The organism is Kitasatospora sp. NPDC127035 (assembly GCF_042726075.1).
GTDB lineage: Bacteria > Actinomycetota > Actinomycetes > Streptomycetales > Streptomycetaceae > Kitasatospora.
On the sequence record NZ_JBHXDN010000008.1, the window covers coordinates 95,455 to 120,275 of the forward strand.

A 24,821-nucleotide genomic window follows, 5' to 3' on the forward strand; every position below is an offset into this window, starting at 1 on the left:
GACGGCGCTTCAGCGACCGTGGTCCCGATGCCGTAGAGGAATCTGATCCGGTTCGGGGCTCTCCGACCGGCTCGACGCGTTGTGCACGACGGCATCCTTTCGCAGATGACGCTGCCGGGTGAACCGTTCCCGGGCGTCCTTTCCGGCGCGGTGCGGCGTGGTGCGGCGTGGTGACGCATCCGGGTGGAGGCCGGGCCGGGTCCGCCGACGGGCGCCCGGCCCGCGGGCACCGCCCCGCTTGCCGCTCCGCTTGCCGTCCGGGTTGCCGCCCCGCTTGCCGTTCGGGGGTGTTGTCGGAGGGGCGGGCTAGGGTGGGAGGTCCGTCGTTCCCGTACGGTCCCGTACCCCCGCCGTCCCCTCCGAGAGGCTCCGTCCGCCGATGTACGCCCTGCACGCACTCTGGCGGGCCGACGGCCGGCTCGCGGTGTGGGTGGAGGACGCGGCGGCGTACCGGGGTGATCGCGGCCCCGTGGAGCGGGGCCGGGGCGGGCATCCGTTCGCGTGCGCGGCGGACGAGGTGGTCCGGCTGCTGGGCGGGGTCGGACCGGGGGTGGGGTGGCTGGCGGAGCAGGCGTCGGAGCGGTGGACCGGACTGCTGCTGCCCTCGCTCGCCGGGCGCCCGGTGCCGTCGCCGGACCTGCCGGTCGGTGCCGCGCCCCGGGGGATCGGGCTGGCCCCCTGGCGGGTGCCGACGCTGCTGTTCGACCCGGCGCAGGCGGCCCAGCTGCTCGGCGCCCTGCACGATCCGCACTGGCCGGGTGCGACCGCCCGGCTCCCGGACGGTACGTCGGCCGAGCTGGCGTACGGCGCGTCGCTGCGCTGGCTGGCGGCCGTCCACGACCTCGCCTGGCGGCTGGTCGGGCGGGGGCGGCTGGTGCCTGCGCCGGCCGAGGAGGCGGGGGAGTGGTACGCGCGCTGGCGACCCGCCCTGGACGCCCCGGCCCGCCGTGAGGTGACGGCGCTGGTCGCCGGGTGCCCGCCGGTCTGCCGGGCGGAGGACCACCGGGCCGGCGGCGCCGCCCCGACCACGTCCGGGCCCGCCGGACCCACCCCGACCGCCGTGGCCGCTCCGACCACCCCGACCTCGACCCCGACCACGTCGGCCCCGACGGCCGCCGCCCTGCTCGCCGAGGTGCTGGGCACGCTCGTCGACCAGGAGGCCCGCGCCGCCCTGGCGGATCTCGACCCGCCCGCCGAACCGTTCCTCGCCGCGCTCCACTCGCCCGACGGCCGCCTGGGCGGACCGCCGCCCGACGGCCTGCCCGAGCGGCTGGTCGGCTGGCATGCGGCCCGGCCGGCGGACGCTCCGGTCCGGCTCGGGTTCCGCCTCGCCGAACCGCTCGGTCCCGATCCGGACGACCCCGACGGCGGGGCGGTCGCCGACGCCTGGCGGCTCGACCTGATGGTCCAGGCGGTGGAGCGGCCGTCGCTGGTGGTGCCGGCCGCCGCGCTGCGGCCGGGGTATCCGGACCCGGCCTACGAGGCGCTGGCCCGGCTGGTCCCCGACCCGGCCGAGGCGTTCCTCGCCGAGCTGGAGCGGGCCGCCCGGGTCCACCCGCCGTTGCGCGCCGTGCTGACGGGGCCGCTTCCGGCCGGGGCGGACCTCGACCGGGAGGGCGCGCTGCGCTTCCTGCGGGACGGCGCGCCCGCGCTCACCCTCGCCGGGTTCGGCGTGCTGCTCCCGGCCTGGTGGCAGCGGCGGCCCCGGCTCGGCCTGGTGCTCACCGCGGGTGCGCCCGGCGACGGGCCGGGCGCGGTCAAGCGGACGGCCCAGGTCGACCGGGACGCCGTGCTGGCCTTCCAGTGGCAGCTCGCCATCGGCGAACTGGGACTCACCGAGGAGGAGCTGGCCGAGCTCGCGGCCGCCCAGCAGGGTCTGGTCCGGCTGCGCGGTCGCTGGGTGGAGGTCGACGCGGCCCAACTCGCCGCCGCTGTGCGGTTCCTGGCCGAGCGGGGCAGCGGGGTCATGGCGGCGGCCGAGCTGGTGCGGCTGGCCGTGGACGACGGCGCCGTGGTCGACGGCCTGCCGGTGGCGGCCGTCCACGCCACCGGGCCGATCGGCGAGCTGCTGGCCGGGCGGCCGGGCGGGGCCGACCGGGTGCCGGTGCTGCCGGCCGGGTTCACCGGGACGCTCCGTCCGTACCAGCGGCGGGGACTGGCCTGGCTGGACGCGCTGGGCCGGCTGGGCCTCGGCGCCGTGCTGGCCGACGACATGGGTCTCGGCAAGACCGTGCAGACCCTGGCGCTGCTGGCCCTGGAGAAGGAACGCGGCGACACCGGGCCGGTCCTGCTGGTCTGCCCGATGACGATGGTCGGCACCTGGCAGCGGGAGGCCGCCCGGTTCACCCCGGGCCTGCGGGTGCACGTCCACCACGGCGCCGACCGGGCCGAGCCCGGGCCGGCCGCCGACCACGCCGATCTGGTGATCACCACGTACGGGCTGGTCCAGCGGGACACCGCCGAGCTGCGCCGGATCCCGTGGCGGAGGATCGTCGCGGACGAGGCGCAGCACATCAAGAACCGGTCCGCGCGGCAGTCCCGCGCGCTCCGGTCGCTCCGCTCGGGCCCGCGGATCGCGCTGACCGGCACGCCGGTGGAGAACCGGCTGGCCGACCTGCACGCGGTACTGGACTTCGCCAACCCGGGGCTGTTCGGTACCGCGGAGGGGTTCAAGGAGCGGTTCGCGATCCCGGTGGAGCAGGCGGGCAGCGCCGACGCCGCGGCGCGGCTGCGGCGGCTCGCCGGACCGTTCCTGCTGCGCCGCCGCAAGAGCGACCCGTCGATCGTCCAGGACCTGCCCGCCAAGCAGGAGTTCACCGTCCGGTGCGGTCTGACCGCCGAGCAGGCGGGCCTCTACCGGGCGGTGGTCGCCGACCTGCTGGAGCGGTTGGGCGGGCTGCGCGGGGTGGAGCGCAAGGGCGCGGTGCTGGCGGCGATCGGCCGGCTCAAGCAGGTGTGCAACCATCCGGCGCAGCTGCTGCACGACGGGACGGCGCTGGAGGGCCGGTCGGGCAAGGTGGAACGGCTGGTGGAGGTGCTGGAGGAGGCGCTGGCGGAGGGCGACCGGGCGTTGGTCTTCACCCAGTACGCGGAGTTCGGCGGCATGCTCCGGCCCTACCTGCGGCGGCGGTTGGGCGAGGAGGTGCTGTACCTGCACGGCGGGGTGCCGCGCGCGAGCCGGGACGAGCTGGTCGAACGGTTCCAGTCGCCGGGCGGGCCGCGGGTCTTCCTGCTCTCGCTGAAGGCCGGCGGCACCGGGCTCAACCTGACCGCCGCGAACCAGGTGATCCACCTGGACCGGTGGTGGAACCCGGCGGTCGAGGACCAGGCCACCGACCGCGCGCACCGGATCGGGCAGCGTCGGGTGGTGCAGGTCCGGCGGCTGCTCTGCGTCGGTACGGTCGAGGAGCGGATCGACGAACTGATCGCGGCCAAGCGGACGTTGGCCGACGCCGTGGTCGGTGACGGCGAGCAGTGGCTCGCCGAACTGCCCACCGAGCGGCTGCGTGAGCTGCTCACCCTGTCCGCCGACGTGATCGGGGAGTGATCCGCAGCCGTGTCCGAATCCGCACCGGGAGCCGCACCGGGATCCACGTCGGGATCCGCATCGGGGGAGCGTCCGCTTGCCGAGCTCCTCGACACCTTCTGGCAGGGGAGGGTGCCGCCCCCCGTCGACGACGGCCGCGAACCGGTCACCGCGCTGGACGAGTTGGGCCCGACGGGGATCACCGTGCGCGGCCGGCCGCTGGACGCCGCCCTGGCCGTCGCCTACCGGCGGTTCACCGGCGCGGGCTGAGCACGCGCCGGCCGCCCGGCGGGCCGGTACGGCGGGCCGCCGGGCGGGCCCGCCGTAGCGGCGGAGGTCGCTAGCCGGCCGTCACCGGGTAGTGGTCGGAGAGGTCCGTGTAGGTGTAGTTCTTGCCCAAACTGCTCACGGTCCAGGGCGAGCTGTGGAACCGGACCACCGTGTTGCCGTAGGTCGCCGGGCGCGCGTGGTCGGCGCGGTAGAGGACGTAGTCGAGGTCCTCGTTGGGCTCACCGGGGTAGCGGTAGGCGGCGATCGAGTTGTCGGCGGTGTCGAAGGAGTCGGCCCAGCCGGTGCGGGTGTCGGCGGGGGCGACGCCCGCGTTGGCGAGCAGCGAGGGGTACTCGGTGCCGTGCGAGTCGATGTTGAGGTCGCCGGCGAGGACGACCGGCTCGGCGGCCGGGATGTTCTTGGCGTCGACGAAGGACTTCATCGTCTTGAGCTGGGCCGCCCGGACGGCCGCCGGCTCGCCGGCGGAGCAGCCGGTGTCGGTGGACTGGAGGTGGGTGCCGATCACGTGCGTGCGCAGGCCGTTGACGTCGAGCACGGCGTAGACGAAGCCCTTGTTCGACCACCAGTCCGCCCCGCACGCGTCCTTGAACACGTACTGCTCCTTGCGGAGGATGGGCCACTTGCTGAGCAGCGTGACCCCGCCGTCCTCCGGGGTGCTGGAGCTGTAGCTGCCGGAGGTGGCGTCCCAGCCGCTGGTGGAGCGGCCGACGACGGGGGTGTGGTACGGGTACGCGGCCGACGCCTGGGCGACCAGCTGGTCGGAGGCGGCGTTGTCGAAGGCCTCCTGGAGGACGACCACGTCCTGGCCCTGGAAGAAGCCGGCGGCGGGGATGGCCTTGGCCCGGTGGTCCTGGCCCCAGTTGGGGTAGAGGTTCTTGCTCATCAGGAAGACGTTGTAGGTCAGCACCTTGAGCGCCGGCACGGTGGGGACCGCCGCGGCCCCGGCGGTGGTGGCGGCCGGGGTGGACCCGGGGGCGGTGGTCGCCGCGCGGGCGCTCGGTGCGGCGGCGAGCGGGGCGAGCAGGGCGGCGGCGGCCGTGCAGGCCGCGGCGAGGCGCGCGCCCGGGCGGCGCGTGGAGGGAATTGGCATGACCGCAGTCAATGCGGGACGGGCCACGTCCGGCAAGACAGTGAACGATAACCATATGAACTCATCGGTAACTCAAAGCTGTCTGGCCAACTCCTCCTTGGGCGGAGGAACTTGCCTGGCCAACTTGCTCGGCCACCACATGTGTCGGTCCAGATCCATCGTCACCGCCGTCACCAGCACGGACCGCACCACCAGCGTGTCCAGCAGCACCCCCAGCGCCACCGCGAACCCGATCTCGGCGAACCCGACGACGGGCAGGGTGCCCAGCACCGCGAAGGTGCTCGCCAGGATCAGTCCGGCCGAGGTGATCACCCCACCGGTCGCCGCGAGCCCGGCCACCGCCCCCGCCCGGGTGCCGCGATGCGCGGACTCCTCCCGCACCCGGGTCATCAGGAAGATGTTGTAGTCGATCCCCAGCGCCACCAGGAAGACGAAGACGAACAGCGGGAACGCGTGGTCCACCCCTTCGAAGTGGAAGACGTGCTCGAAGAAGAACGCGCTGATCCCGAGTGCGGCCGCGTACGACAGCACCACCGTGGCGACCAGCACCAGCGGCGCCGTCAGCGCTCGCAGCAGCAGCGCCAGGATCACCAGCACCACGCCCAGCACGAGCGGGATGATCGCCCGGTTGTCGGCGGTCGCGGCCCGTCCGGCGTCCAGGATCACCGCCGTCGAGCCGCCCACCTTGGCGTCGGCGCCCGGCACGGCGTGGACGGCGTCCCGCACCCGGTCGACGGTCTTCTCGGCGGCGGGGCTGTCCGGCGGGTCGGCCAGCGTGGCCTGGAACAGCGCCTCCCCCTCGTGCGTCCTCGGCATCGAGGCGGACGCCACCCCGGCCGTCGCCAGTGTCGCCGCGCGGACCGCCTCGGCCTCCGCGGCCGTGCTGATGACGGTCAGCGGCGCACCCGTCCCGGCGGGGAAGTGCTGCTCCAGCACCTCCTGGCCGACCACCGAGTCCGGCTTGCCGGTGAAGGTGCCGGCCGTGCTCAGACCGGTGACGTTCAGTGAGACGAGGCCGACGCAGCAGGCCGCCAGCGCCAGCGAGGTGCCGATCCACACCTTGCGCGGACGCTGCCCGATCCACGCCCCCACGTGCGCCCAGCGGCCGGTCCGGGTCGGTTCCGGCGTCCCGAACGCGGGCTTGACCGGCCAGAACACCCAGCGTCCGACGATCACCAGCAGCGCCGGCAGCAGGGTCGTCATCGCGGCCAGCGCCACCAGCACGCCGATCGCGCAGACCGGACCGAGGCCGCTGGTGGAGTTCATCTCGGCGATCAGCAGGCAGAGCATCGAGGCGACCACGGTGGCGGAGGACGCCAGGATCGCGGGCCCGGCCCGGTGCAGGGCGAACGCCATCGCCTCGTGCCGGTCCTCGTGACGGCGCAGCTCCTCCCGGTAGCGGGCGGTGAGCAGCAACGCGTAGTCCGTACCGGCGCCGAGCACCAGCACGATCAGGATGCCGGCGCTCTGCGCGTTGACGGTCAGTCCGCTGTGCTCGGCCAGCAGGTAGATCACCGCCTGCGAGACCACCAGCGCCCCGGCCGCCGAGAACAGCGGAAGCACCCAGAGGACCGGGCTGCGGTAGGTGAGCAGCAGCAGGATGATCACCACGCTGACGGTGGCCGCGAGCAGCGTGCTGTCGATGCCGGCGAAGGCTTCGGCCTGGTCCGCACCGATCCCGGCCGGGCCGGTGACGTGCGTGGTCATGCCGAGGCTGTCCGCGGCGGCCGTGTCCCGCAGGCTGTCCACCGCGGGGCGGAGGTCCTGCCAGCCGCCGGTGCCGATGTCGATCGGCACGATGGTCTGCAGGGCCTGACCGTCCGCCGACTCCACCGGCCCGACCACCTGGCCCAGCACGTGCGGGGTCGAGGCGAAGGCCGCCGCGTCCCGGGCCGCCTCGACCTTGTCGGCGGGGGTGATCCCGCCGGGGCGCTCGTAGACCACCACGGCCTGGGCGGTGTCCACCGGCTGGAACGCGCGCTGTTCGGTGAGCACCTGGGTGGACTCGGCGTTGCCGGGCAGCCAGCTGGAGGCCTGGTTGTCCTCGGCGTCCGTGAGCTTGCCCGCCAGCGGGCCCGCCACCACCAGCAGGACCAGCCACAGGGCCAGCACCACCCACTTGCTGCGGCGGCCGCAGGGCAGCGTGGCCAGTCTCCGGGACGGGCTCATCGGAAACTCCCAGCCTGTGAGGCGTCAGTCGTTCCAGCCTCCCACCGCCTCCGCTCCTCGGCAGCCCGGGTTACGCCACGGTCCGTCCGCGGGTCACGTCGGCGAGGCCGCCGCCGCGTAGACGCCGGTGCGGCTGCCGCGGTAGACGACGCCGTCGTGGGCGGCGAGCGACAGGTCGGTGTACTGGGTGCCGAAGGAGGACGGCTCGTCGCGCCACCGGAACCGCCCGGTGGCGAGGTCGAGCGCGTGGAGCCGGTCGTCGTTCAGCGCGACGTAGACCATGCCGTCGGCGACGGTCGTGCTGCTCGTGCCGGCGCCCAGGCCGGGCGGCACCTGCGCGGTCCAGCGGGTCTCCCCGGTGACGGCGTCCAGTGCGGTGACCTGGTCGCTCCGGCTCAGGCAGACCGTGCCGTCGGCGACCGAGGAGGGCGAGAGCAGCCAGTGGCCGAACCGCGCGCGCTGCCAGAGCACCCGGCCGGTCGCCGCGTCCAGCGCGAGGACGGACGGCGCCTGCTGGTCGGCGGTGGTGAGGTGGACGACGCCCTGGTGGACCACGGGCCTGCCGCCCAGCCCGCCGACGGCGCGCTGTTCCCAGCGCCGCTCGCCGCTGCTCGCGTCGACCGCCGTGATCCTCTCCTCGTCCCCGGCGAGGTAGACCGTGTCACCGGCGACGACGGGTGCGAACCCGCCCGCCGTCGTGGTGCTCCAGCGGTGGGCGCCGGTGGCGGTGTCGTAGGCGTGCAGCCGGTCGTCGTAGGTCGCGAAGACGCCGCCGTCCACCGCGGTGCCCCGGACCGAGGCGGACCCCGGACCCTCCGGTGCCTCCGGTGCCTCCGCGGTCCACCGGAGGGTCCCGGACGCGGCGTCCAGGGCCTGTACCTGGGAGTCGGTGGCCACGCAGACGAGTCCGTCACCGGCGGCGACGGGCCAGCCGTACGAGGGGTCGGCGGGCTTGCGGAAGCCGATCGCGGTGCTCCAGCGCGCGGCCCCGGTCCGCAGGTCGAGGGCCTCGACCGTCCCGTCGAGGCCCGCGAGGTACAACGAGGACCGGGGGGACGGGGGCAGGGCGATCCGGCCGCCCGTGTGCGTCCGGCTCCACAGCCGGTGGCCGGTGTCGGCGTCGCGGCGCGCCCACCAGCCGGCTCCCCCGCCGACGGCGAGCGCGGCGGCGCCCCCGGCGGCGCTGAGCAGGAGACGCCGGCGGCCGAGCGGCCGGGGCACCGGGTCGATCCGTTGTTCGTTTGCGTTCACACCGAGGACGACCGTCTGCGGCCCCGGGCGGTTCCCCCCGTCGCGCACGGATTTCGCCGGGTATGCGGCACCCGGTGGATCAGACCGCCGGGACGGCCGCCCGGGCCCGCAGCTCCTTCAGGGCGGTGATGTCCAGCGCGTGGCCGGTGCCGTCGCCGCCGTGCTTGCGGTCCGGGGTCTCCACCACCAGCGGGACGCCCGCCGTCGCCGGGTGCTCGAACAGCTCCCGGAACGGCTCCGCGCCGATCCGGCCGGCCCCGATGTTGGCGTGCCGGTCCTTGCGCGCGCCGACCACGTCCTCCGAGTCGTTGGCGTGGATCAGTCGCAGCCGGCCCGGGCCGGCGGCCTCGACCAGGGCGTCCAGCGTCTCCCGGACCCCGCCCGGTACCGCCAGGTCGTGACCGGCGGCGAAGGCGTGGCAGGTGTCCAGGCACACTCCGACCCGGGGGTGGCCGTCCAGCGCGTCCACGTACGCGGCGAGGTCCTCCATCCGCGCGCAGAGCGAACTGCCCTGGCCCGCCGTCGGTTCCAGGAGCAGCCAGGGCGCGTCCTCGCCGAGCGCGTCCAGTTCGTCCAGCAGCGGGCGGACGTCCTCCCTGACCTGCGCCATCGCCTCGTCGCGCCGGGAGCCGCCGCCCGGTGCCGAGCCGACCGCGGAACCGGTGTGCAGCACCACGCCCAGCGCGCCGATCGCGCGCCCGCGCAGCAGCGAGTGGCGCAGCGAGGTGGCCGAGCGTTCCCGGGTCGCCGGATTGTCCGAGCCGAAGTTGATCAGGTACGGCGCGTGCACGTACGCCGGGATCGACTGTTCGGCGCAGGCGGCCCGGAACTCGGCGTCCTGGGCCGGGTTGCCCGGGGGAGTGGCCCAGCCGCGCGGGTTGGCCACGAACACCTGCACCGTCTCCGCGCCCACCCGCCGGGCGTACGCCAGGCCCGTCCCGGCCAGCCCTCGCGCGGCCACCGGCACATGGGCGCCGATCGGGTTGCGGCGGGCGCCGAACGGGGGGACGGCCCCCGCCGCGGGCTCGGCGGGTGCGACGGTCGTGGTGGTGGCGGTGTCCATGGCTCCGAGCATGTCACGCGGGCCGCCGGCGGTCCGGTGCCGGGCTGTCGTCGTGCACGGACGGTCCCTCCGGGGACTGCCTCGTTCTTGCTCGATCGAGTGAATCGGAGCCGGGAAGCCGGACAGGCCGGTGCAGGGCCCGCCACTATCCGTGGGAGCAGCGAGAACCGAGGCCCGAGGGAGGCTCCCATGACCGTCACCGAGCCCGCCGAGTTTGCCGAGTCCACCCAGTCCACCGGGGCCACCGGGGCCGCCGGGCCGTTCGAGACGGTCGACCTGCGCGACGCGGAGCTGGTGCGCCGCCCGTTCGAGGTCTTCTCCCGGATCCGCGAACGGGCCCCGCTCGCCCGCGGCACCGTCCCGGGCGTCGACCCGGTCTGGATCGCCACCCGCTACGAGGACGTCCGCACCGTCCTGGGCGACCCGCGCTTCGTCAACGACGTCGCGAACGTGCCCGGTGCCACGCCCGCCCACCGCACCGAGCAGGTCTGGCGGGCCCGCGGCCTGCCCCCGGAGTGCGAGAGGTACCTGCGCGCCGGGGTGTTCGACGCGGACGGCGCCCGGCACCGCCGGCTGCGCGGGCTGGTCCACCCCTCGTTCACCGCCGGCACCGTCGGCCGGTTCCGCCCCCGGATCGAGCGGCTCGCGGAGGAGCACGCCCGTGCCCTGCGCGAGCACGCGGACGCCGACGGCACGGTCGACCTCGTCGCCCGTTTCGCCTACCCGCTGCCGGTCACCGTCATCTGCGAGCTGCTCGGCATCCCCGAGCCGGACCGGCCGCAGTGGCGCACCTGGAGCTCCTACCTCGGCCGGGGCGCCGGGGAGGGACTGGACGAGGCGCTGCGCGCGATGGTCGCCGCCGCCCGGGAGCTGATCGACCGTCGACGGACGGAGCCCGGCGACGACCTCGTCTCGCAGCTGGCCGCCGCCGAGGGTACGGCCCTGGACCCGGTCGAGACGGTCTCGCTGATCCTCAACCTGATCGTGGCCGGCCACGAGACCACCGCCACGCTGATCGGCAACGGGACGGCCGCGCTGCTCGCCCACCCCGAGCAGCTCGCCGGGCTCCGCGCCGACCTCTCCGGGCTGCCCGCCGCCGTCGACGAGCTGATGCGCTGGTGCGGTCCGACGCTCGGTGCGCTGCCCCGCTACGCCACGGAGGACCTCCGGCTGGCGGGCACGCTGATCCGCAAGGGCGAGGCCGTGATGCCGATCCTCGCCGGCGCCAACCACGACCCCCGGGTCTTCGCCGAACCCGAGCGGCTCGACCTCTGCCGGGCCGCCGCGCCGCACCACGAAGTCCACCTAGGATTCGGCCACGGCGCCCACCGCTGCATCGGCGCGGTACTCGCCCACGAGGAGGCGGTGGCCGCGTTCGGCGCCCTGCTGCGGATGTATCCGGAGCTGGCACTCGCCGTCGCCCCCACCGCGGTCGAACGGGGCCCCAACCCGGTCGCCTGGCACCTGGCGGCCCTGCCGGTCCGCCTGGGGGCACCCGCCGGCTGACGCTTCGACCGCCGGGCCAGCTCCGCCCCCGCCCCTGCTCCGGCCCCGCCCCCGCCCCCGCTCCACCCCTCACCGGCGTGCCTCCGGCCCCGGGACCGCCGCCCCCTGCCGCCCGCCCCGCTCAGCCCGCTCGCCCCGCGCGCCCGACCGCACCCTGCGGCCGGGCGCGACGCCGTTCCCGGTCCGCTCCGGGCATCCGTCGCCTCCCCGCGGCGGCCCGCCGCCGCTCCGGCCCGCCGCCCGCTCCGGCACGGCCCCGGTCCGACGCTCCGTCAGTCCGGCAGCCCAACCCTGGTGGCGGGGGCACCGGCGCGCACCTAGCGTCGGTTCGGCCGACACCCACCGGCCGTCATCCCCCGCCCACACCGCGTCACCGCGCCGGCGTCCCCCCGCGAGCGCGCCAGAAAGCAGGTCACCACTCATGCCCACGCGACGGGTCCACCACCTCGCCGCGGCCACCGCCGCCGCCACGACAGCCCTGACCACCGTCCTCACCGCCCTCGGTGCCGCCCCGGCCCAGGCCGCCGGGCCGTTGCACCTGGTCCGGCCCGGAGAATCGATTCAGCAGGCCGTCGACGCGGCCCTCCCCGGCGACACCGTCCAGCTGCTCCCCGGCGAGTACCGGGGCAGCGTCCGGATCGCCACCCCCGGTCTCACCCTGCGCGGCGCCGGCCCGGAGAGCGTGATCCTGCCCGCCGACACCGCCCGGGCAGGAGTCCCCGAGACGGCTGCCGCCTGTGCGACCGCCGGGCACGGCCTCTGCGTGGTCGGCGCCGACGACCGGCCGCTCACGGGCGTCACCGTCGAGGCGCTCGCCGTCACGGGCTTCCGCAAGAACGGGATCAACGCCACCGGCACCGACGGCATGACCGTCCGCGCTACCCACGTCCACGACAACGGCCAGCAGGGCATCAGCCAGGAGAGGTCCACCCGGGGCGTGATCACCGCCAACGAGTCGACCCGCAACGGCCAGTCCGGTGTCTTCCTCGCGAACACCGTGGACAGCGAGGGCGGCGCCCTCTCCGCCGACGGCACGGTGGTGAGCGGCAACCTGCTCGCCGACAACCGGATCGGGGTCACCGTCCGCCGCCTGCGCGACCTGAGCGTCGAGCAGAACGAGATCCACGGCAACTGCGGCGGCGTCTTCGTCGTCGGCGACGAAGGGGTGCCCCGGGCCGGCGCGCTCACCGTCACCCGCAACCGGGTCGTCGCGAACAACCGCTACTGCCCGCCGAACCCCCGCCTGGACCACATCCAGGGGGCCGGGATCGTGCTGACCGGCGCCGAGGAGACCACGGTGACGGAGAACCAGGTCCGCGACAACGTCGGGGCCTCGCCGTTCTCCGGCGGCATCGTGCTCGTCCACAGCGTGGTCGGCGTGGCCAACGCCCGCAACACCGTGGCCGACAACCTCGTCGTCGGCAACGGCCCGGCCGACCTCGCCGACCGCGACACCGGCACCGACAACGCCTTCGCCCGCAACCACTGCGCGGTCTCCGAGCCGGCCGGCCACTGCTGATCCGGCCGGACCGGCCCCGCCGCCCGCGCACCGCCCGCACACCGCCCGACCCCACCCGCCGCGCCTCCGGCCCCGGTTCCCCTCCGGCCCCGGAGGCGCGGCGGGCACCCCGAAGACCCTCGTTCGCCCCCGTCAGAGACCGCAGCAACCCGCAGAACCCTGCAGAAAGCAGAGAGACGGCACATGACCACCGCACCCGCCACCACCCCGCAGGCCGCCATGCGCCTGCGGGAGCTCGTCTTCGGCGCCGCCTGCGCCGCCGCCGTCCGCGCGGCCGCCCGGCTCGGCGTCGCCGACGCGCTCGGCGACACGCCCACCACCGTCACCGACCTCGCCGCCGAGCTGGGCACCGAACCCGGGCAGCTGCGCCGTCTGCTGCGCGCCCTCACCTGCTACGGCATCTTCGAGGAGGCGGGCGGCGACCGCTTCGAGCACACCGAGATGTCCCGCCTGCTGCGCGAGGACGCCCCCAACAGCCTCCGCTACATCTCCCTCTGGTGCACCGAGCCGTGGACCTGGGAGGCCTGGCCGAAGCTCGACGAGGCGGTGCGCTCCGGCCGCAACGTCTTCCCCGAGCTGTTCGGCAAGGAGTTCTTCGACTACCTCCACAGCGACGCCGGGGACTCCGCGAAGGTCTTCGACAAGGCGATGACCACCTCCAGCCGGCAGTCGGCCGCCGACTTCGCCGCGTACCTCGACCTCACCGGGATCGACTCGGTGGTCGACATCGGCGGCGGCCAGGGCCACGTCCTGGCCAGCCTGCTGGAGAAGCACCCGACCCTGCACGGGACCCTGCTGGACCTGCCCAAGGTGGTCGCCGGCGCCGACCCCCGGCTGCGGGACGGCGGCGCCTTCGCCGGGCGGGCCCGGCTGGTGCCGGGCGACTGCCGGGAGGCCATTCCGGTCCACGCCAACCTCTACATCATCAAGAACATCCTGGAGTGGGACGACGAGAGCACCCGCCGCACGCTGGCCAACGTGGTCGCGGCGGCCACGCCGGGTGCGCGCGTCGTGGTGGTCGAGAACCTGGTCGACGACAGCCCGTCGATGCGGTTCACCACCGCCATGGACCTCCTGCTGATGCTCAACGTCGGCGGTGCGAAGCACTCCGAGGCGAGCCTGGTCCGGCTGATGGAGGAGGCCGGCCTGTCCGTCGCGGAGGTCCGCCCGGTCAACCCCTACCTGCACGCCTTCGAGGCCACCGTCCGCGGCTGACCGCCGCTCCGGTCCGCGCGACGACGGCGACCGTCGGCTCCCTCCTCGGAGAAGGGGCCGGCGGTCGCCGTCCTCGCCGCACCCGGGCCGAAGGCCCGGGCCCTAAGGCTCAGGCCTTGCGCGAGGACTCCAGGTGCGCGAAGACCACCACGTTGTCCAGGTAGTCGCGGCGCTTCTTGTCGTACACGCCGCCACAGGTGATCAGCCGCAGCTGGGCGTCCGGCGTCTTCCCGTACACCTTCTGGTCGGGGAAGGCGTCCTTGGCGAAGGTCTCGACCGAGTCCACCGAGAAGACGGCGATCGTGCCGTCGGCCCGCTGGACCTCGACCTTGTGACCCGGCATCAGCAGGCTGAGCAGCAGGAAGACGGCGGGCCCCTTGGTGGTGTCGACGTGCCCGGCGACCACCGAGGCGCCGCGCTCTCCGGGGGAGACGCCGTCCCGGTACCAGCCGACCAGGTTCTTGTCCTCCGGCGGCGGGGCGCCGAGCTGGCTGTCCGGGCCGAGGGTGAGTTCGGTGAAGGGGGCGTCCACGCCGATCTGGGGGATCCTCAGCCGGGTCGGCTTGGACCGCTTCAGCGGGGGCGCCGCGGGCGCGGACGCCTTGGCGGGTCCGGCCGCGGCCGTCGTGGCGGGCGCCGCGGCCGGGGAGTCGGTGGGCGCGGCGCCGGGCGAGACGGGCGCGGTGGCCGCCGCGGGCGCGGCCTGCCTCGACTCCGACTCGTCGGAGGACACCGTGTCCACCGAGTTGTAGATCAGCAGCAGACCGACCGCCGCCGCGCCCATCCCCGCGCGCAGCAGCCGGGACGTTCCAGGGACCAGACCGGCCATCGCGCCGGCTCCTCTCCTCGGGCCCGCAACCGCGGGCCCGACACGGCGAAGCGCCGCCCCGCGGGCCCCCGCCGCGACCGGCGCACGGGGCGGCGGTCACGGCGGGGGAGCGGCGGGAACGGCGCGGGATCAGATGGCTGCGTCGGCGCCGCGGCGACCGCGGCGCAGGGCGATCGCACCCGCGCCGAGGCCGCCGAGCAGCAGGACCGCGCCGGAGGCCAGGCCGCCACCGGAGAGGGCCAGGCCGCCACCACCGGTGTGCACGCCACCGTGCGGGGCCTTCTCGTCGGCCTTGTACTCGCCGCCCTTGTACTCCTCGGCCTTGTGCTCCTCGCCGGAGGAGCCCTTCTGCTTCTCTTCCCAGGTCTTCTGACCCTCGGCGCTGGCGCCCTTCTCCTGCTTCTCCTGCCAGGTCAGGTTCTTGCCCGGGTCGGCCGCGCCGTCCGCGTAGGCGAGCGGGGCACCGGCGGTGAGGACGGCGGCGACGGCGGCCCCGGCGAGCAGCGTGCGTGCAGAACGCATGATGATGATCCTTCCGGCGCGGGCTGCGATGGCCGACACGTCGTCGGCCAGGAAATTCGCAGGTACGCGCCTGATCCACCGTCATCCACGGTGGCGGCCACTGCCACCGGAGGACGGCAGCGGCGGGCGGGCCGGTGCGCCCTTCGGGTGGACTCCCGGGCGTGTTCACCCGGGTGCCCTGGGCGATCCGGGTGATTGCGTCCCCCCGGGGTATCCGTCGTCGGAACGGGTCGTTCCGACGCCGCGTCGGCATCCCGTTCGGCCGTCGTCCGGCTGTCGTCCGGTCCGTGCCGCGCCGGCCGGTGCCCGGGTGCGCGGGTACGGGTGAGCCGGGGCGGGGGTGGGGAGACTCGGCGCATGGCTGAGATCTCGAAGGACGTCCGTGAGCGGATCGAGGCGGGACACATCTGGTACGTCGGCACGGTCAACGCCGACGGTTCGCCGCATGTGAGCCCGATGTGGGTGGGGATGGAGGGAGACCTCGTGCTGTTCAACACCTCCGTCGGGCGGGTGAAGGAGCGGAACCTGCGGCGCGACCCCCGGGTCTGTCTGTCGCTCGCCGACCCGGCCGACCCGTACGACCGGGTGCAGATCCGGGGGCGGGTGGTGCGGTTCGTCGAGGGGGAGGAGGCCGACCGGAACATGGACCGGCTGGCCCGGACGTACCTCGGCACGGAGTACGGCTGGCGGGTCCCCGGCGAGCGGCGGGTGGTGGTGCTGGTCGAGCCCACCCGGGTCAGCCGGGTGGTGGGGGTCGAGCCGTTGCCGCAGGGCGCCCCGGGCGGCGCGGCGGCCGACCCGTCCTGACCCGCCGTGATCCGGTCCGCCCGGGGCCGGTCGTGACCGTTCGCCCCCGGAGCGCTCCGGGGGCGCCCCGGCCGCGCGCGGCCGTTCGCCGAGGTGGATGCCCCGGGGAACCGGCAGGCCCGGCCCGCGTCTATCTTGAGGGACCACGGACACGAAAGGGGCGGGACATGGGGACGGCCGGTCGGAAGGTGGCCGCCGCGGCGGCGGTGGGTGTGCTGCTGGGGACGCTGGCGGCCTGCGGGTCCGGGGGGAAGACCTCCGGCCACACGGCCGGGAGCACGGTGGCCGCCTCGGCGAGTCCGGGGAGCGCGGAGGGCGCGGCGGGGGCCTCCGGCGCCGCCTCCCCGGCCCCGACCGGGACCGCGGCCCCGGGGACGGCGGGCGGTACCGAGCCGGGCGGTACTCCGGCGGCCGACGGCGTGACCGCGCCGGCCGGTACGGCGGCGGGCGCCACGACGGGCGCCGGCTCCGGCGGTGCGTCCGGCGGTGCGTCCGGTGGCGCTCCCGGTGGCGCTCCCGGTGGCGCTTCGGGCGCGAACACCGCGGGCACCACCGCCGGTGGCGGTGCGCAGCCGACCGCCGGGCCGGACTCGGACACCCTGCTGCTCGACGGCAAGCTCGTCCTGCAGCTTCTGCCCGACCAGAAGGCGATGACCGGGTGGGAGGAGGAGAAGCGGAAGGTGGACACCGCGGACCACGCCACCACCTGCACCACCACCGCGCCGTGCACCGGCAAGCCGCTGAGCGGCACGGCCCGTTTCGCCTCCGGAGAGGTGACCGCGCGCTTCGGCGTCGACACCCTCGCCGGAAGGGCGGAGGCCGCGAACCGCCTCAAGGAGGCTTACGCGGCCTACGGCGACGCCGCTCACTACACCGCGCTCGACCTCGGGGTGCTGGGCACCGAGAGCCGCGCGTTCCAGGGGCAGCTGGGCGGCCGGGACGGCGTGAGCATCGTCCTGCGGTCCGGCACGGTGGTCGCGAGTGTGACCACCGAGGGAGGCCCGGTCGACCGGGCCGCGACCCGTCGGCTCGCCGCGATGCTCGTCAAGCGCATCGAGCAGGCCCAGGCCGGCCGCACCCCGGACGCCGTCCTCGACCCGGCCTGACCGGGTGCCGGGCGGCCCCGGCACCGTCGGCCCCCGGCCCCCGGACCCGCTGTGGTCCGGGGGCCGTTCGTCTGCGGTTACCACGGTGGAGCCACGGCCAGGTGACGGAACGTCAGCACTTCACCGGATCCGGCCAAGTTGAGGTTGACCGTCCGCTGGCGCGAAACAGATGGTCCGGATATCGGACGCAACGGTGGACACGGGACGCCGGCGGCGATAGGGGGACGACATCGCTGGTCCCGGTTCCGGAGGAGGGTCGCGGGCCCGGATCCGTGACATAAGGGCGGGCTAAGGGAAGCCTGCGGGAGCGGCGGGATCCGGTCGTTCGGGAGGGAGGCCGGAAACGAGCCAGACGGTTGCCCGGTAGCGAATCGGTAACCGAGAGTCGTACTGATGAACGACAAGCCCCATCCACCCCGCACCCCTCCGTCGGCCCGTCGCGACTTCCGGCTCCTGCTCTCGGGAGCGGTCGCGGCCCAGGCGGGCACGCAGGTGACCCTGGTCGCGCTGCCCCTGGTCGCGGTGCTGGAACTCGACGCCACGCCCTTCCAGGTCGGCCTGCTGACGGCCGCCGAGACCGCCGCCTTCCTCCTGGTCGGCCTGCCCGCCGGTGCCTGGCTGGACCGGATGCGCAAGCTGCCCGTCCTCGTCCGCGCCGATCTGCTCCGCTGCCTGGCCGTCGGCTCGATCCCGGTGGCCGGCGTGCTCGACGCGCTCACGCTGGTCCAGCTCTACCTGGTGGCCCTGGTCACCGGAGTGGCGACGGTCTTCTTCGACGTCGCCCACCAGTCCTACCTGCCGGTGCTGCTGCCGCGTGAACAGCTGATCGCGGGCAACGGTGCGATCGAGACCGTCCGCTCCTCCGCACAGATCGCCGGACCGGGGCTGGGCGGCGGGCTGGTCCAACTGCTCGGCGCACCGCTGGCGATCGTCGCCGACGCGTTCGGCTACCTCGCCTCGGCGGTGCTGCTCTCCCGGATCCGGGCCCACGAACCGCAGCCCCGGACCGAGCCCGGCCGCTCGCTGCGCGAGGACGTCGCCGAGGGTGTCCGGTTCGTGGTGGGGCATCCCCTGCTCCGGGTGATCGCCGCCGCCACGGCCGCGTCCAACCTCTTCAGCGCGGTGCTGATGGCCGTGCAGACCGTCTTCTGGGTCAGGGTCCTGGACCTCTCCCCGGCGGCGATCGGGGTGCTGCTCTCGGTCTCGGCCGTGGGCGGCCTCGCCGGCGCGGTCTGCGCGGGCCCGCTCGCCCGGCGGATCGGCCAGGGCCGGCTGATCTGGCTCGCCCCCTTGGTGACCGGGCCGTTCGCGCTGCTCTGGCCGCTCGCCGACGGGGGAGCGGGGGCGGTGCTGTTCGCGGTCGGCGGCGTCGTGGTGCTGTTCGGCGCGGTGGCCTACAACGTCGCCCAGGTGAGCTTCCGGCAGAGCCTCTGCCCGCCGGAGCTGCTCGGCCGGATGAACGCCACCATGCGCTTCCTGGTCTGGGGGACGCTGCCGCTGGGTGCCCTGATCGGCGGCACCGTCGCGGACACGGCCGGGCCCCGGGCGGCGCTCTGGGTCTGTGCCGTCGGCACCCTGGTGGTGCCCGTGCCGCTGCTGCTCTCACCGTTGCGCGGCATGCGGGACCTGCCCTCCGCCCCGGGGGCGGAGCCGGTGCCGGACCCGGAGACGGGGTCGGGACCGGACGCCGGACCGGCGTCGGCCGGCGTCCCCGAGCGCACCGACCCGGAGGCCGCGGAGGACGCGAGAACGGTGCACTGACCACCGCCCGCCCGCCGACCGTCCTCCGCCCCGACCTTCCGACTTCCTGACTTCCTGACGTTCCGACGTCCTGACAGGGCCGCATCGGGCCGACCGGCCCGGAACGGCTGAACGGGATCCGACGCCCGCAGCCGCCCGCACCAGCCCTGGACGTCCGAACGCCCTGAACCGAAAGCGGAGACCCTCCGTGTACTCCAGCATCACGGCCGCCTACCTCGCCCGCTACCGGTCCGTCCTCGACGCCGCCCCCGCCCCGGCGGAACTGCTCCCGCTCACCGGGGCCCAGCGGCGGTTCCTGATCACCCGCCGCCGCGACCCCCGCGGCCGAACCGACATCGTGCCGCTGTTCTTCGCCTTCCCGCGCGGGACCGTCGACCTGCCGCGCCTGCACCGCGCAGCCGTCCGGCTGGCCGCCCGCCACCCCGCCCTGCGCGGCGCGTTCACGACGGTGCGCGGCACCCCCCTCCTCCGGCTCGGCGCGCCGGCGGTCGAGGTGGCCCGGGCGGCCGTCGGCCGGGGCGGCCCGGACCGGTCGGCCGCGGCGGCGCTGCGCCGCGCGCTGCTGGACTGGCCGCTCGACGGACCGGTGCTGCGCCTGCTGCTCGCGTCCGCGCCGGACGACGACGAGGAGGTGCTGGCCGTCGCGCTGGACCATGCCGCCTGCGACGAGCAGTCGCTCGGACTGGTCACGGCGGACCTCACCGCGGCGTACGGACAGGACGACGCGTCCGCACCGGAGGGGTTGGGAGGCCGGGCCCGGCCGGACAGTCCGGACAGTCCGGACGAGGACGGCGTCGCGGCCTACCGGGCCGCGGTGGAGGGCCAGTTGGCCGGCGAGGCGGCTGCCGCGAGCGAGACCGCACACGCCCACTGGGCCGCCCGGCTCGGTGGACTGGAGGAAGTCCCCCGGGAGGAGGCCGCCGCCGGCGGTGTCGCCCGGTCCACCGGCGTGGTCACCCACCGGCTGCCCGCCGCGACCGGGGCCGCCCGGGGCGGTGTCTTCCCGGCCCTGCTGGACGCCGTCGGCGCCGCGGCCCGCCGGCTCGCCGCCGGGGAGCGGGTGCTCGCGCTCGGCTACCCGTGGGGCGGCCGGCCGCCGGGGGCGGAACCCGTCCTCGGTTGCTTCCTGAACACCCTCGTCCACCCGGTCGCGCCCGGGCCTGCGCGGAGCCTCGACGAGCTCGGCGCCGAGTGGTGGGACGACCTCGACCACGCGGACACGCCGTACGACGAGGTGGTGCGCGCCGCCCGTTCGGCCGGGGCGCGCTGGTCCGGGACCCTGGACGGCCTGCTGACCTTCGAGGACCTGAACCGTCGGCCGCCGCTGGTGCTCGGCGGCGCCGCCGGACGGGAGACCCACGTGGGCGGTCGTCCGCTCGCCGCCCCGCTGGCGGTCTCCGCCTCGCACGGTGAGGACCTGCTGGTCCGGCTGGCCTGGGACCGCGACCGCTACCGGGACGCCGACGCCGAGGCCGCGTTCGAGGCACTGCTCGCGACGCTGCGCCGTCACCTCGGCCCGCCCGCCTGAGGCCGCCGGACCGGACCCACCGACCCTCACCACCCGGACGACCCAACCGAATCGGGCCCGAATCCGGACCTGACCTCCGACCCCGCACACGTCCCGCCGCGCGCGCCACCATCCCCGGCCCGCCCGGCAGCGGCGGGCCCACCGCGCCCGCCCGCCCCGTTGAACACACACCCAATCGCTACCGCAAGGGAGTTGTCCATGTTCGCACTCTCCTCGTCGCAGGAGATCGTCTGGCTGCACGAGCAGATGCTGCCAGGCAGTCGCGCGTACAACTTCACCGCCGCCCTCGATCTCTGGGGGCCGCTCGACACCGACGCGCTCCGGGCCGGCCTGGCCGCCGTGCTCGCCCACCACCCGGGCCTGCGGCTCGAACTGGTGACCCGGCCCGAGGGGTTGCCGCTCCAGCGGGTCGGCGCCCGGACCGAACCGCGCCTGCGCACCAGCGACTTCTCCGTCGAACCCGACCCCGAGGCGTCGTTCCGGACCCTGCTCGCCGCCGAGGCCGAGGAGCCGCTGGACACCGCGCAGGCCCCGTTGCTGCGCTGGCACCTCGTCCGGCTGGCCGACGACCACCACCGGCTGATCCACGTCGAGCACCACCTCATCCACGACGGGCACTCGTTCGCGATCCTGCTCCGGGACCTCTTCACCGTCTACCGGGCCCACGTCCTCGGCGAGGTCGCCGCCCTGCCCGCCGCACCCTCGTACGAGGACCACGTGCGGGCCGCCGGTCCCAGCCAGGACGCCGCCAGGGAGCGCGGACTCGCCTACTGGAAAAGTGAGTTGGCCGACGCGCCGGTGGACCTCGCGCTGCCCGGGCTGGCCCGGCCCGGCGTCGTGCGCCGGCACCGCGGCGGCCAGCTGCGCCAGTCGATCGGCGCCGATCTGGCCGAGCGGCTGCGCGAGCGCGGCCGGCGCGACGGGCACACCCCGTTCTCCACCCTGCTGACGCTCTTCGCCGAGTTGCTGCGCCGGCACAGTGGCCACCGCGAGCTGATGGTCGGCACCGCCGTGGGCAACCGCCCGCCGGGTTTCGAGGGCACCGTCGGGATGTTCGTCAACACCGTCCCGCTGCGCCTGCGGCTCGACCCGGTCGCGCCCGGCACGGAGACCGTGGACGAGGTGACCGACGTCCTGTTCCGCGCGCTGCCCCACCAGGACGTGCCCGTCCAGGAGCTGACCCGCGCGCTGGGCCGGCACACCAGCGGCGCGGACAACCCGCTGTTCAGCGTCATGTTCAGCGCGCACGACGCGCCGCTGCCCGACGTCCAGGCGCCCGGACTGGAGGTGTCGCTGTACGAGGGGTTCAACACCGGCACCACCCGCTTCGACCTCGACCTGGTACTGCTGCCCGACGACCGCCGGGTGGTCGGCGAGAAGCTCGGCACGGCCGGGATGACCCTGGTCTGGGACTACGACGCCGACCTGTTCGCCGAGGAGACGGCCGTCCTGCTCACCGAGCGGCTGCTGGCGCTGCTCCGCGACTACCTCGACCGGCCGGACGCGCCGCTCGCCGACCTCGCACCCGTCACCGGGGTCACCGCGGCCACCGTCGGGACCGGGGTCACCGCGGCCACCGTCGGGACCGGGTCCGCCGCGGCCACCCCGCCCGCCGGCCTCGACCGGCTCGCCGACCTCGACCCGGCCGCCGCCCACGACCCGGGCGCCCTCGCCCTGCTCGCCGGCACCGAGCGGCTCGGCTACGGCGACCTCGACCGCCGCGTCGGGGCCCTCGTCGAGCGCCTGCGCGCCGCCGGTGTGACGCCCGGCCAGCCGGTCGCCACCGTGCTGCCGCGCGGCGTCGACAGCGTGGTCGCGCTGCTCGCCTGCCTGCGGTTCGGCGCGGTCTACGCCCCGCTCTCGGCCGAGGACCCGCAGGCCCGGCTCGCCCTGCTGCTGGAACGGCTCGGCCCGGCCCTGGTCCTCGCGACCCGGCAGAGCGCCCTCGCGCTGCCCGGCACGGTCGCCCCGGCCCTGCTGGACGGCCCGCCGTTCCCGAAGGCCGAGCCCGCAGCGGTGCTCGACGGCGCCGCCTACGTGATCCACACCTCCGGCTCGACCGGTGTGCCCAAGCCGGTCCTGGTCGGCCGCGCGGCGCTGGCCCGCTACACCGCCGCGGTCGCCGCCCGCTACGGGCTCGGGCCCGCGGACCGGGTGCTGCTCTTCGCCCGCCCCTCCTTCGACGTGGCGCTGGAGGAGGTGCTGCCCTCGCTGGTCGCGGGCGCCGCTCTCGTGGTGCCGCAGCGCGAGGTCCCGACCGGGCCCGAGCTGGTCGCGGTGCTGGCCGCCCGCGGGGTCACCGTCGCCAACCTGCCGACCAGCTACGCCCTGGCCGTCCGCGACGACCTGCGCGAGGCGCTGGCGGACGGCCGCTGGTCCCCGCGTCTGCTCGTCCTCGGCGGTGAGCGGCTGCCCGCTCGGGCCCTGCGCGGGCTGACCGCGGGCACCGGGGTGACCGTGCTGAACGCCTACGGCGTCACCGAGGCGACCGTCACGTCCACCGTGCACGAGATCACGGACGAGGACCTCGCGGAGTCCGGCCGTCCGGCGACCGACCCGGCGGCGACCGACCTGACGGCGACCGACCCGGCGGCGGCCGGTGTCGCCGCGGACGCCGCCGAGATCCCGCTCGGCACCGAACTGCCCGGCGTGCGCGTGCACGTCCTGGACGAGGGCCTCCGCCCGCTGCCGCCCGGTGCGGTCGGCGAGCTCGTCGTCGGGGGAGACGCGCTGGCCGACGGCTACCTCGGCCTGCCGGAGGTCACGGAGGCCCGGTTCGTCACCGTCCCCGCGCTCGGCGGCGCGCGGGTCTACCGCACCGGCGACCGCGGCTTCCGGGGCCTGGACGGCCGGCTCCGCTTCCTGGGCCGGCACGACAACCAGGTGAAGCTGCGCGGCTTCCGGATCGAACTGGAGGAGATCGAGGCCGCCGCCTCCGCCGAACTGGGCGGCCGTTCCTGCGCCGTCGTGCTGCACGAGGACGCGACCGCCGGCCCGCGCCTGCTCGGCTTCCTGGAGGGCGCCGAGCAGCCCGACCAGACGGCCCTGCACGCCGCCCTGGCCCGCCGGCTCCCGGCCGGCCTGGTCCCCTCGGCCTGGACGGCCCTGGCCGTCATGCCGCTGCTGCCCGGGGGCAAGCCCGACCGTGCCGCCCTGGCCCGGATCGCCGCCGTGGCGCCGGGCGCGGCCGAGGCGGCGGCGGCCGAACCGCAGGCCTTCACCGACCCCGGCGAGGCCATGGTGGCCGAGGCCTGGCGCGAGGTGCTCGGCCACGACCGGTTCACCGCGGACTCGCACTTCTTCGAGGTCGGCGGCCACTCGCTGCTCGCGGCCCGGCTCGCCGCCTGGCTGGAACCGCGCCTGGGTTCCCGTCCGCCCCTGCGCACGCTCTTCCAGCACCCCGTCCTGGCCGACCAGGCCCGCGCCCTGACCGGAGCCGACCAGTGAGCCTCTCCGCCCCCTCCGCCGTCCTCGAAGCCGGCCACCGCGAACTCGTCGACGCCTTCGAGAGCTTCGTCCGCCGCGAACTCGAACCGCTGGCAGCCGAGTTGGGCGAGTCCGCCGAGCAGCCGCCGGCCGACCTGCGGACGTACGTGCGCAAGCGCTCCGCCGCGCTCGGCTTCTACGCCGGGGACTACCCGGAGGAGCTGGGCGGCGCGGACATGCCGTTCACCGCCGTCGTGCTGCTCCACCACGCCGCCGGGCGCAGCGGCTGCGCGCTGGCCCCGTACGCGCTGGCCGGGTCCGACGGGCCCAGCCCGCTGCTGCGGCACGGCACGCCCGAGCAGATCGAGCGCCACCTCGTCCCGCTGGTCCGCGGCGAGCGGACCCGCTGTCTGGCGCTGACCGAACCGCAGGCCGGGTCCGACGCGTTCCGGCTCACCACGACCGCCGTCCGGGACGGGGACGGCTGGCTGCTGAACGGCCGCAAGACCTTCGTCAGCAACGCCGACCGGGCCGACCTCGCCCTCGTGGTCACCGCCACCGACCTCGGCGGCGGCGCCGGGCCCACCGCCGGTGCGACGGCCTTCGTCCTCCCGATGGACCACCCGGGCCTGCGGATCGGCCAGCGCTACGAGGGCATGTCCGGCGAGCCGCTGTTCGAGCTGACGCTCGACCGGCTGCACGCCCCCATGGCGTCGGTGATCGGCGGCGAGGCCGGTGTCGGCGCCGCCACCGCGCTCGCCATGGACAGCCTGTCCCGGGGCCGGCTGGTGGTCGCCGCGATGTGCAACGGCATCGCCGAGTACGCACTGCGGCTCGGCGTCGAGTACGCCCGGGAGCGGCGGGCCTTCGGGCAGCGGATCGGTGACTACCAGCACGTCCAGGAGCACCTGGTGAGCACCCGGGCCGAGGTCGAGGCGTCCAAGCTGCTCACCCTGGCCTGCGCCCGGCTGGTCGACGACGGCACCGAGGCCCCCGAGAACGCCGCGCTCGCCAAGCTCACCGCCTCCGAGACGGCCGTCCGGGCGGTCGACCGCTCGCTCCAGGTGCACGGCGCCACCGGCTGGGTGCGCGGCCATCCCCTGGAGTTCCTCTACCGCTACGTCCGGATGACGACCATCATCGAGGGGACCTCCGAGGTCCAGAAGGTGATCGTCGCCAAGGCCATGGGCCTGGGGTGAGACCCACGACGAC

General features: G+C 75.6%; 17 protein-coding genes. 11 read left to right on the plus strand and 6 right to left on the minus strand.

What is annotated here, in order from left to right:
* The first annotated feature begins 379 nt into the window (after positions 1-379).
* Entirely contained in the window at positions 380-3,547 is a 3,168-nt protein-coding gene (locus tag ACFWIC_RS07550) for a DEAD/DEAH box helicase (protein WP_380516703.1), read from the plus strand.
* Positions 3,548-3,556: 9 nt separating this feature from the next.
* The gene (locus ACFWIC_RS07555; RefSeq protein ID WP_380354911.1) at positions 3,557-3,796 is read left to right on the plus strand and encodes a hypothetical protein; all 240 of its coding nucleotides are present in this window, start codon (positions 3,557-3,559) and stop codon (positions 3,794-3,796) included.
* A gap of 70 nt (positions 3,797-3,866) precedes the next feature.
* On the opposite strand, the gene sph is transcribed toward ACFWIC_RS07555, so the two are convergent.
* The 4 genes from sph to ACFWIC_RS07575 all read right to left on the minus strand — a co-directional run bounded on the left by sph (position 3,867) and on the right by ACFWIC_RS07575 (position 9,390).
* The gene (sph, locus tag ACFWIC_RS07560) at positions 3,867-4,907 is read right to left on the minus strand and encodes a sphingomyelin phosphodiesterase (protein ID WP_380516706.1); all 1,041 of its coding nucleotides are present in this window, start codon (positions 4,905-4,907) and stop codon (positions 3,867-3,869) included.
* Positions 4,908-4,979: 72 nt separating this feature from the next.
* Positions 4,980-7,076 carry an MMPL family transporter gene (locus ACFWIC_RS07565; RefSeq protein ID WP_380516709.1) on the minus strand — a complete coding sequence of 699 codons (2,097 nt, stop codon included), beginning with the start codon at positions 7,074-7,076 and terminating at the stop codon, positions 4,980-4,982.
* 93 nt (positions 7,077-7,169) lie between these two features.
* Positions 7,170-8,327, minus strand: a complete 1,158-nt coding sequence (locus ACFWIC_RS07570) for a PQQ-binding-like beta-propeller repeat protein (protein WP_329950996.1) — start codon at positions 8,325-8,327, stop codon at positions 7,170-7,172.
* Positions 8,328-8,406: 79 nt separating this feature from the next.
* A complete protein-coding gene (locus ACFWIC_RS07575; protein WP_380516712.1) occupies positions 8,407-9,390 on the minus strand; it encodes a deoxyribonuclease IV in 984 nt (327 codons plus the stop codon).
* A 189-nt stretch (positions 9,391-9,579) separates the two neighbouring features.
* Between ACFWIC_RS07575 and ACFWIC_RS07580 the strand changes: the two genes are divergently transcribed.
* The 3 genes from ACFWIC_RS07580 (at position 9,580) to ACFWIC_RS07590 (ending at position 13,630) form a co-directional block, all read left to right on the plus strand.
* Positions 9,580-10,896: a cytochrome P450 gene (locus ACFWIC_RS07580; RefSeq protein WP_380516715.1), complete on the plus strand. Its 1,317-nt coding sequence runs from the start codon at positions 9,580-9,582 to the stop codon at positions 10,894-10,896.
* A gap of 421 nt (positions 10,897-11,317) precedes the next feature.
* Complete coding sequence (locus ACFWIC_RS07585; protein ID WP_380516718.1) at positions 11,318-12,415, plus strand: nitrous oxide reductase family maturation protein NosD; 1,098 nt, start codon at positions 11,318-11,320, stop codon at positions 12,413-12,415.
* A 183-nt stretch (positions 12,416-12,598) separates the two neighbouring features.
* Positions 12,599-13,630 (plus strand): methyltransferase, encoded by a 1,032-nt coding sequence (locus tag ACFWIC_RS07590; RefSeq protein ID WP_380516721.1) that lies wholly within the window; start codon positions 12,599-12,601, stop codon positions 13,628-13,630.
* A 109-nt stretch (positions 13,631-13,739) separates the two neighbouring features.
* Here the strand turns inward: ACFWIC_RS07590 and ACFWIC_RS07595 are convergent, their stop codons facing one another.
* Both ACFWIC_RS07595 and ACFWIC_RS07600 read right to left on the minus strand, forming a co-directional pair.
* Complete coding sequence (locus ACFWIC_RS07595) at positions 13,740-14,459, minus strand: class F sortase (RefSeq protein ID WP_355405057.1); 720 nt, start codon at positions 14,457-14,459, stop codon at positions 13,740-13,742.
* A gap of 129 nt (positions 14,460-14,588) precedes the next feature.
* Entirely contained in the window at positions 14,589-14,981 is a 393-nt protein-coding gene (locus tag ACFWIC_RS07600) for a hypothetical protein (protein WP_329880077.1), read from the minus strand.
* 357 nt (positions 14,982-15,338) lie between these two features.
* Between ACFWIC_RS07600 and ACFWIC_RS07605 the strand changes: the two genes are divergently transcribed.
* From ACFWIC_RS07605 to ACFWIC_RS07630, 6 genes are all read left to right on the plus strand, one after another.
* Positions 15,339-15,788 (plus strand): PPOX class F420-dependent oxidoreductase, encoded by a 450-nt coding sequence (locus tag ACFWIC_RS07605; protein ID WP_329951002.1) that lies wholly within the window; start codon positions 15,339-15,341, stop codon positions 15,786-15,788.
* Between the two features lie 167 nt (positions 15,789-15,955).
* Entirely contained in the window at positions 15,956-16,894 is a 939-nt protein-coding gene (locus tag ACFWIC_RS07610; protein ID WP_380516725.1) for a hypothetical protein, read from the plus strand.
* A 393-nt stretch (positions 16,895-17,287) separates the two neighbouring features.
* Positions 17,288-18,655: an MFS transporter gene (locus ACFWIC_RS07615; RefSeq protein ID WP_329951004.1), complete on the plus strand. Its 1,368-nt coding sequence runs from the start codon at positions 17,288-17,290 to the stop codon at positions 18,653-18,655.
* A 187-nt stretch (positions 18,656-18,842) separates the two neighbouring features.
* Entirely contained in the window at positions 18,843-20,183 is a 1,341-nt protein-coding gene (locus ACFWIC_RS07620; RefSeq protein ID WP_380516728.1) for a condensation domain-containing protein, read from the plus strand.
* 198 nt (positions 20,184-20,381) lie between these two features.
* Entirely contained in the window at positions 20,382-23,630 is a 3,249-nt protein-coding gene (locus ACFWIC_RS07625) for an amino acid adenylation domain-containing protein (protein WP_380516731.1), read from the plus strand.
* Positions 23,627-24,808, plus strand: coding sequence for an acyl-CoA dehydrogenase family protein (locus tag ACFWIC_RS07630; RefSeq protein WP_380362278.1), 1,182 nt, complete (start codon positions 23,627-23,629; stop codon positions 24,806-24,808). Before ACFWIC_RS07625 ends, ACFWIC_RS07630 begins: the two co-directional genes overlap by 4 nt.
* Positions 24,809-24,821: the final 13 nt, after the last annotated feature.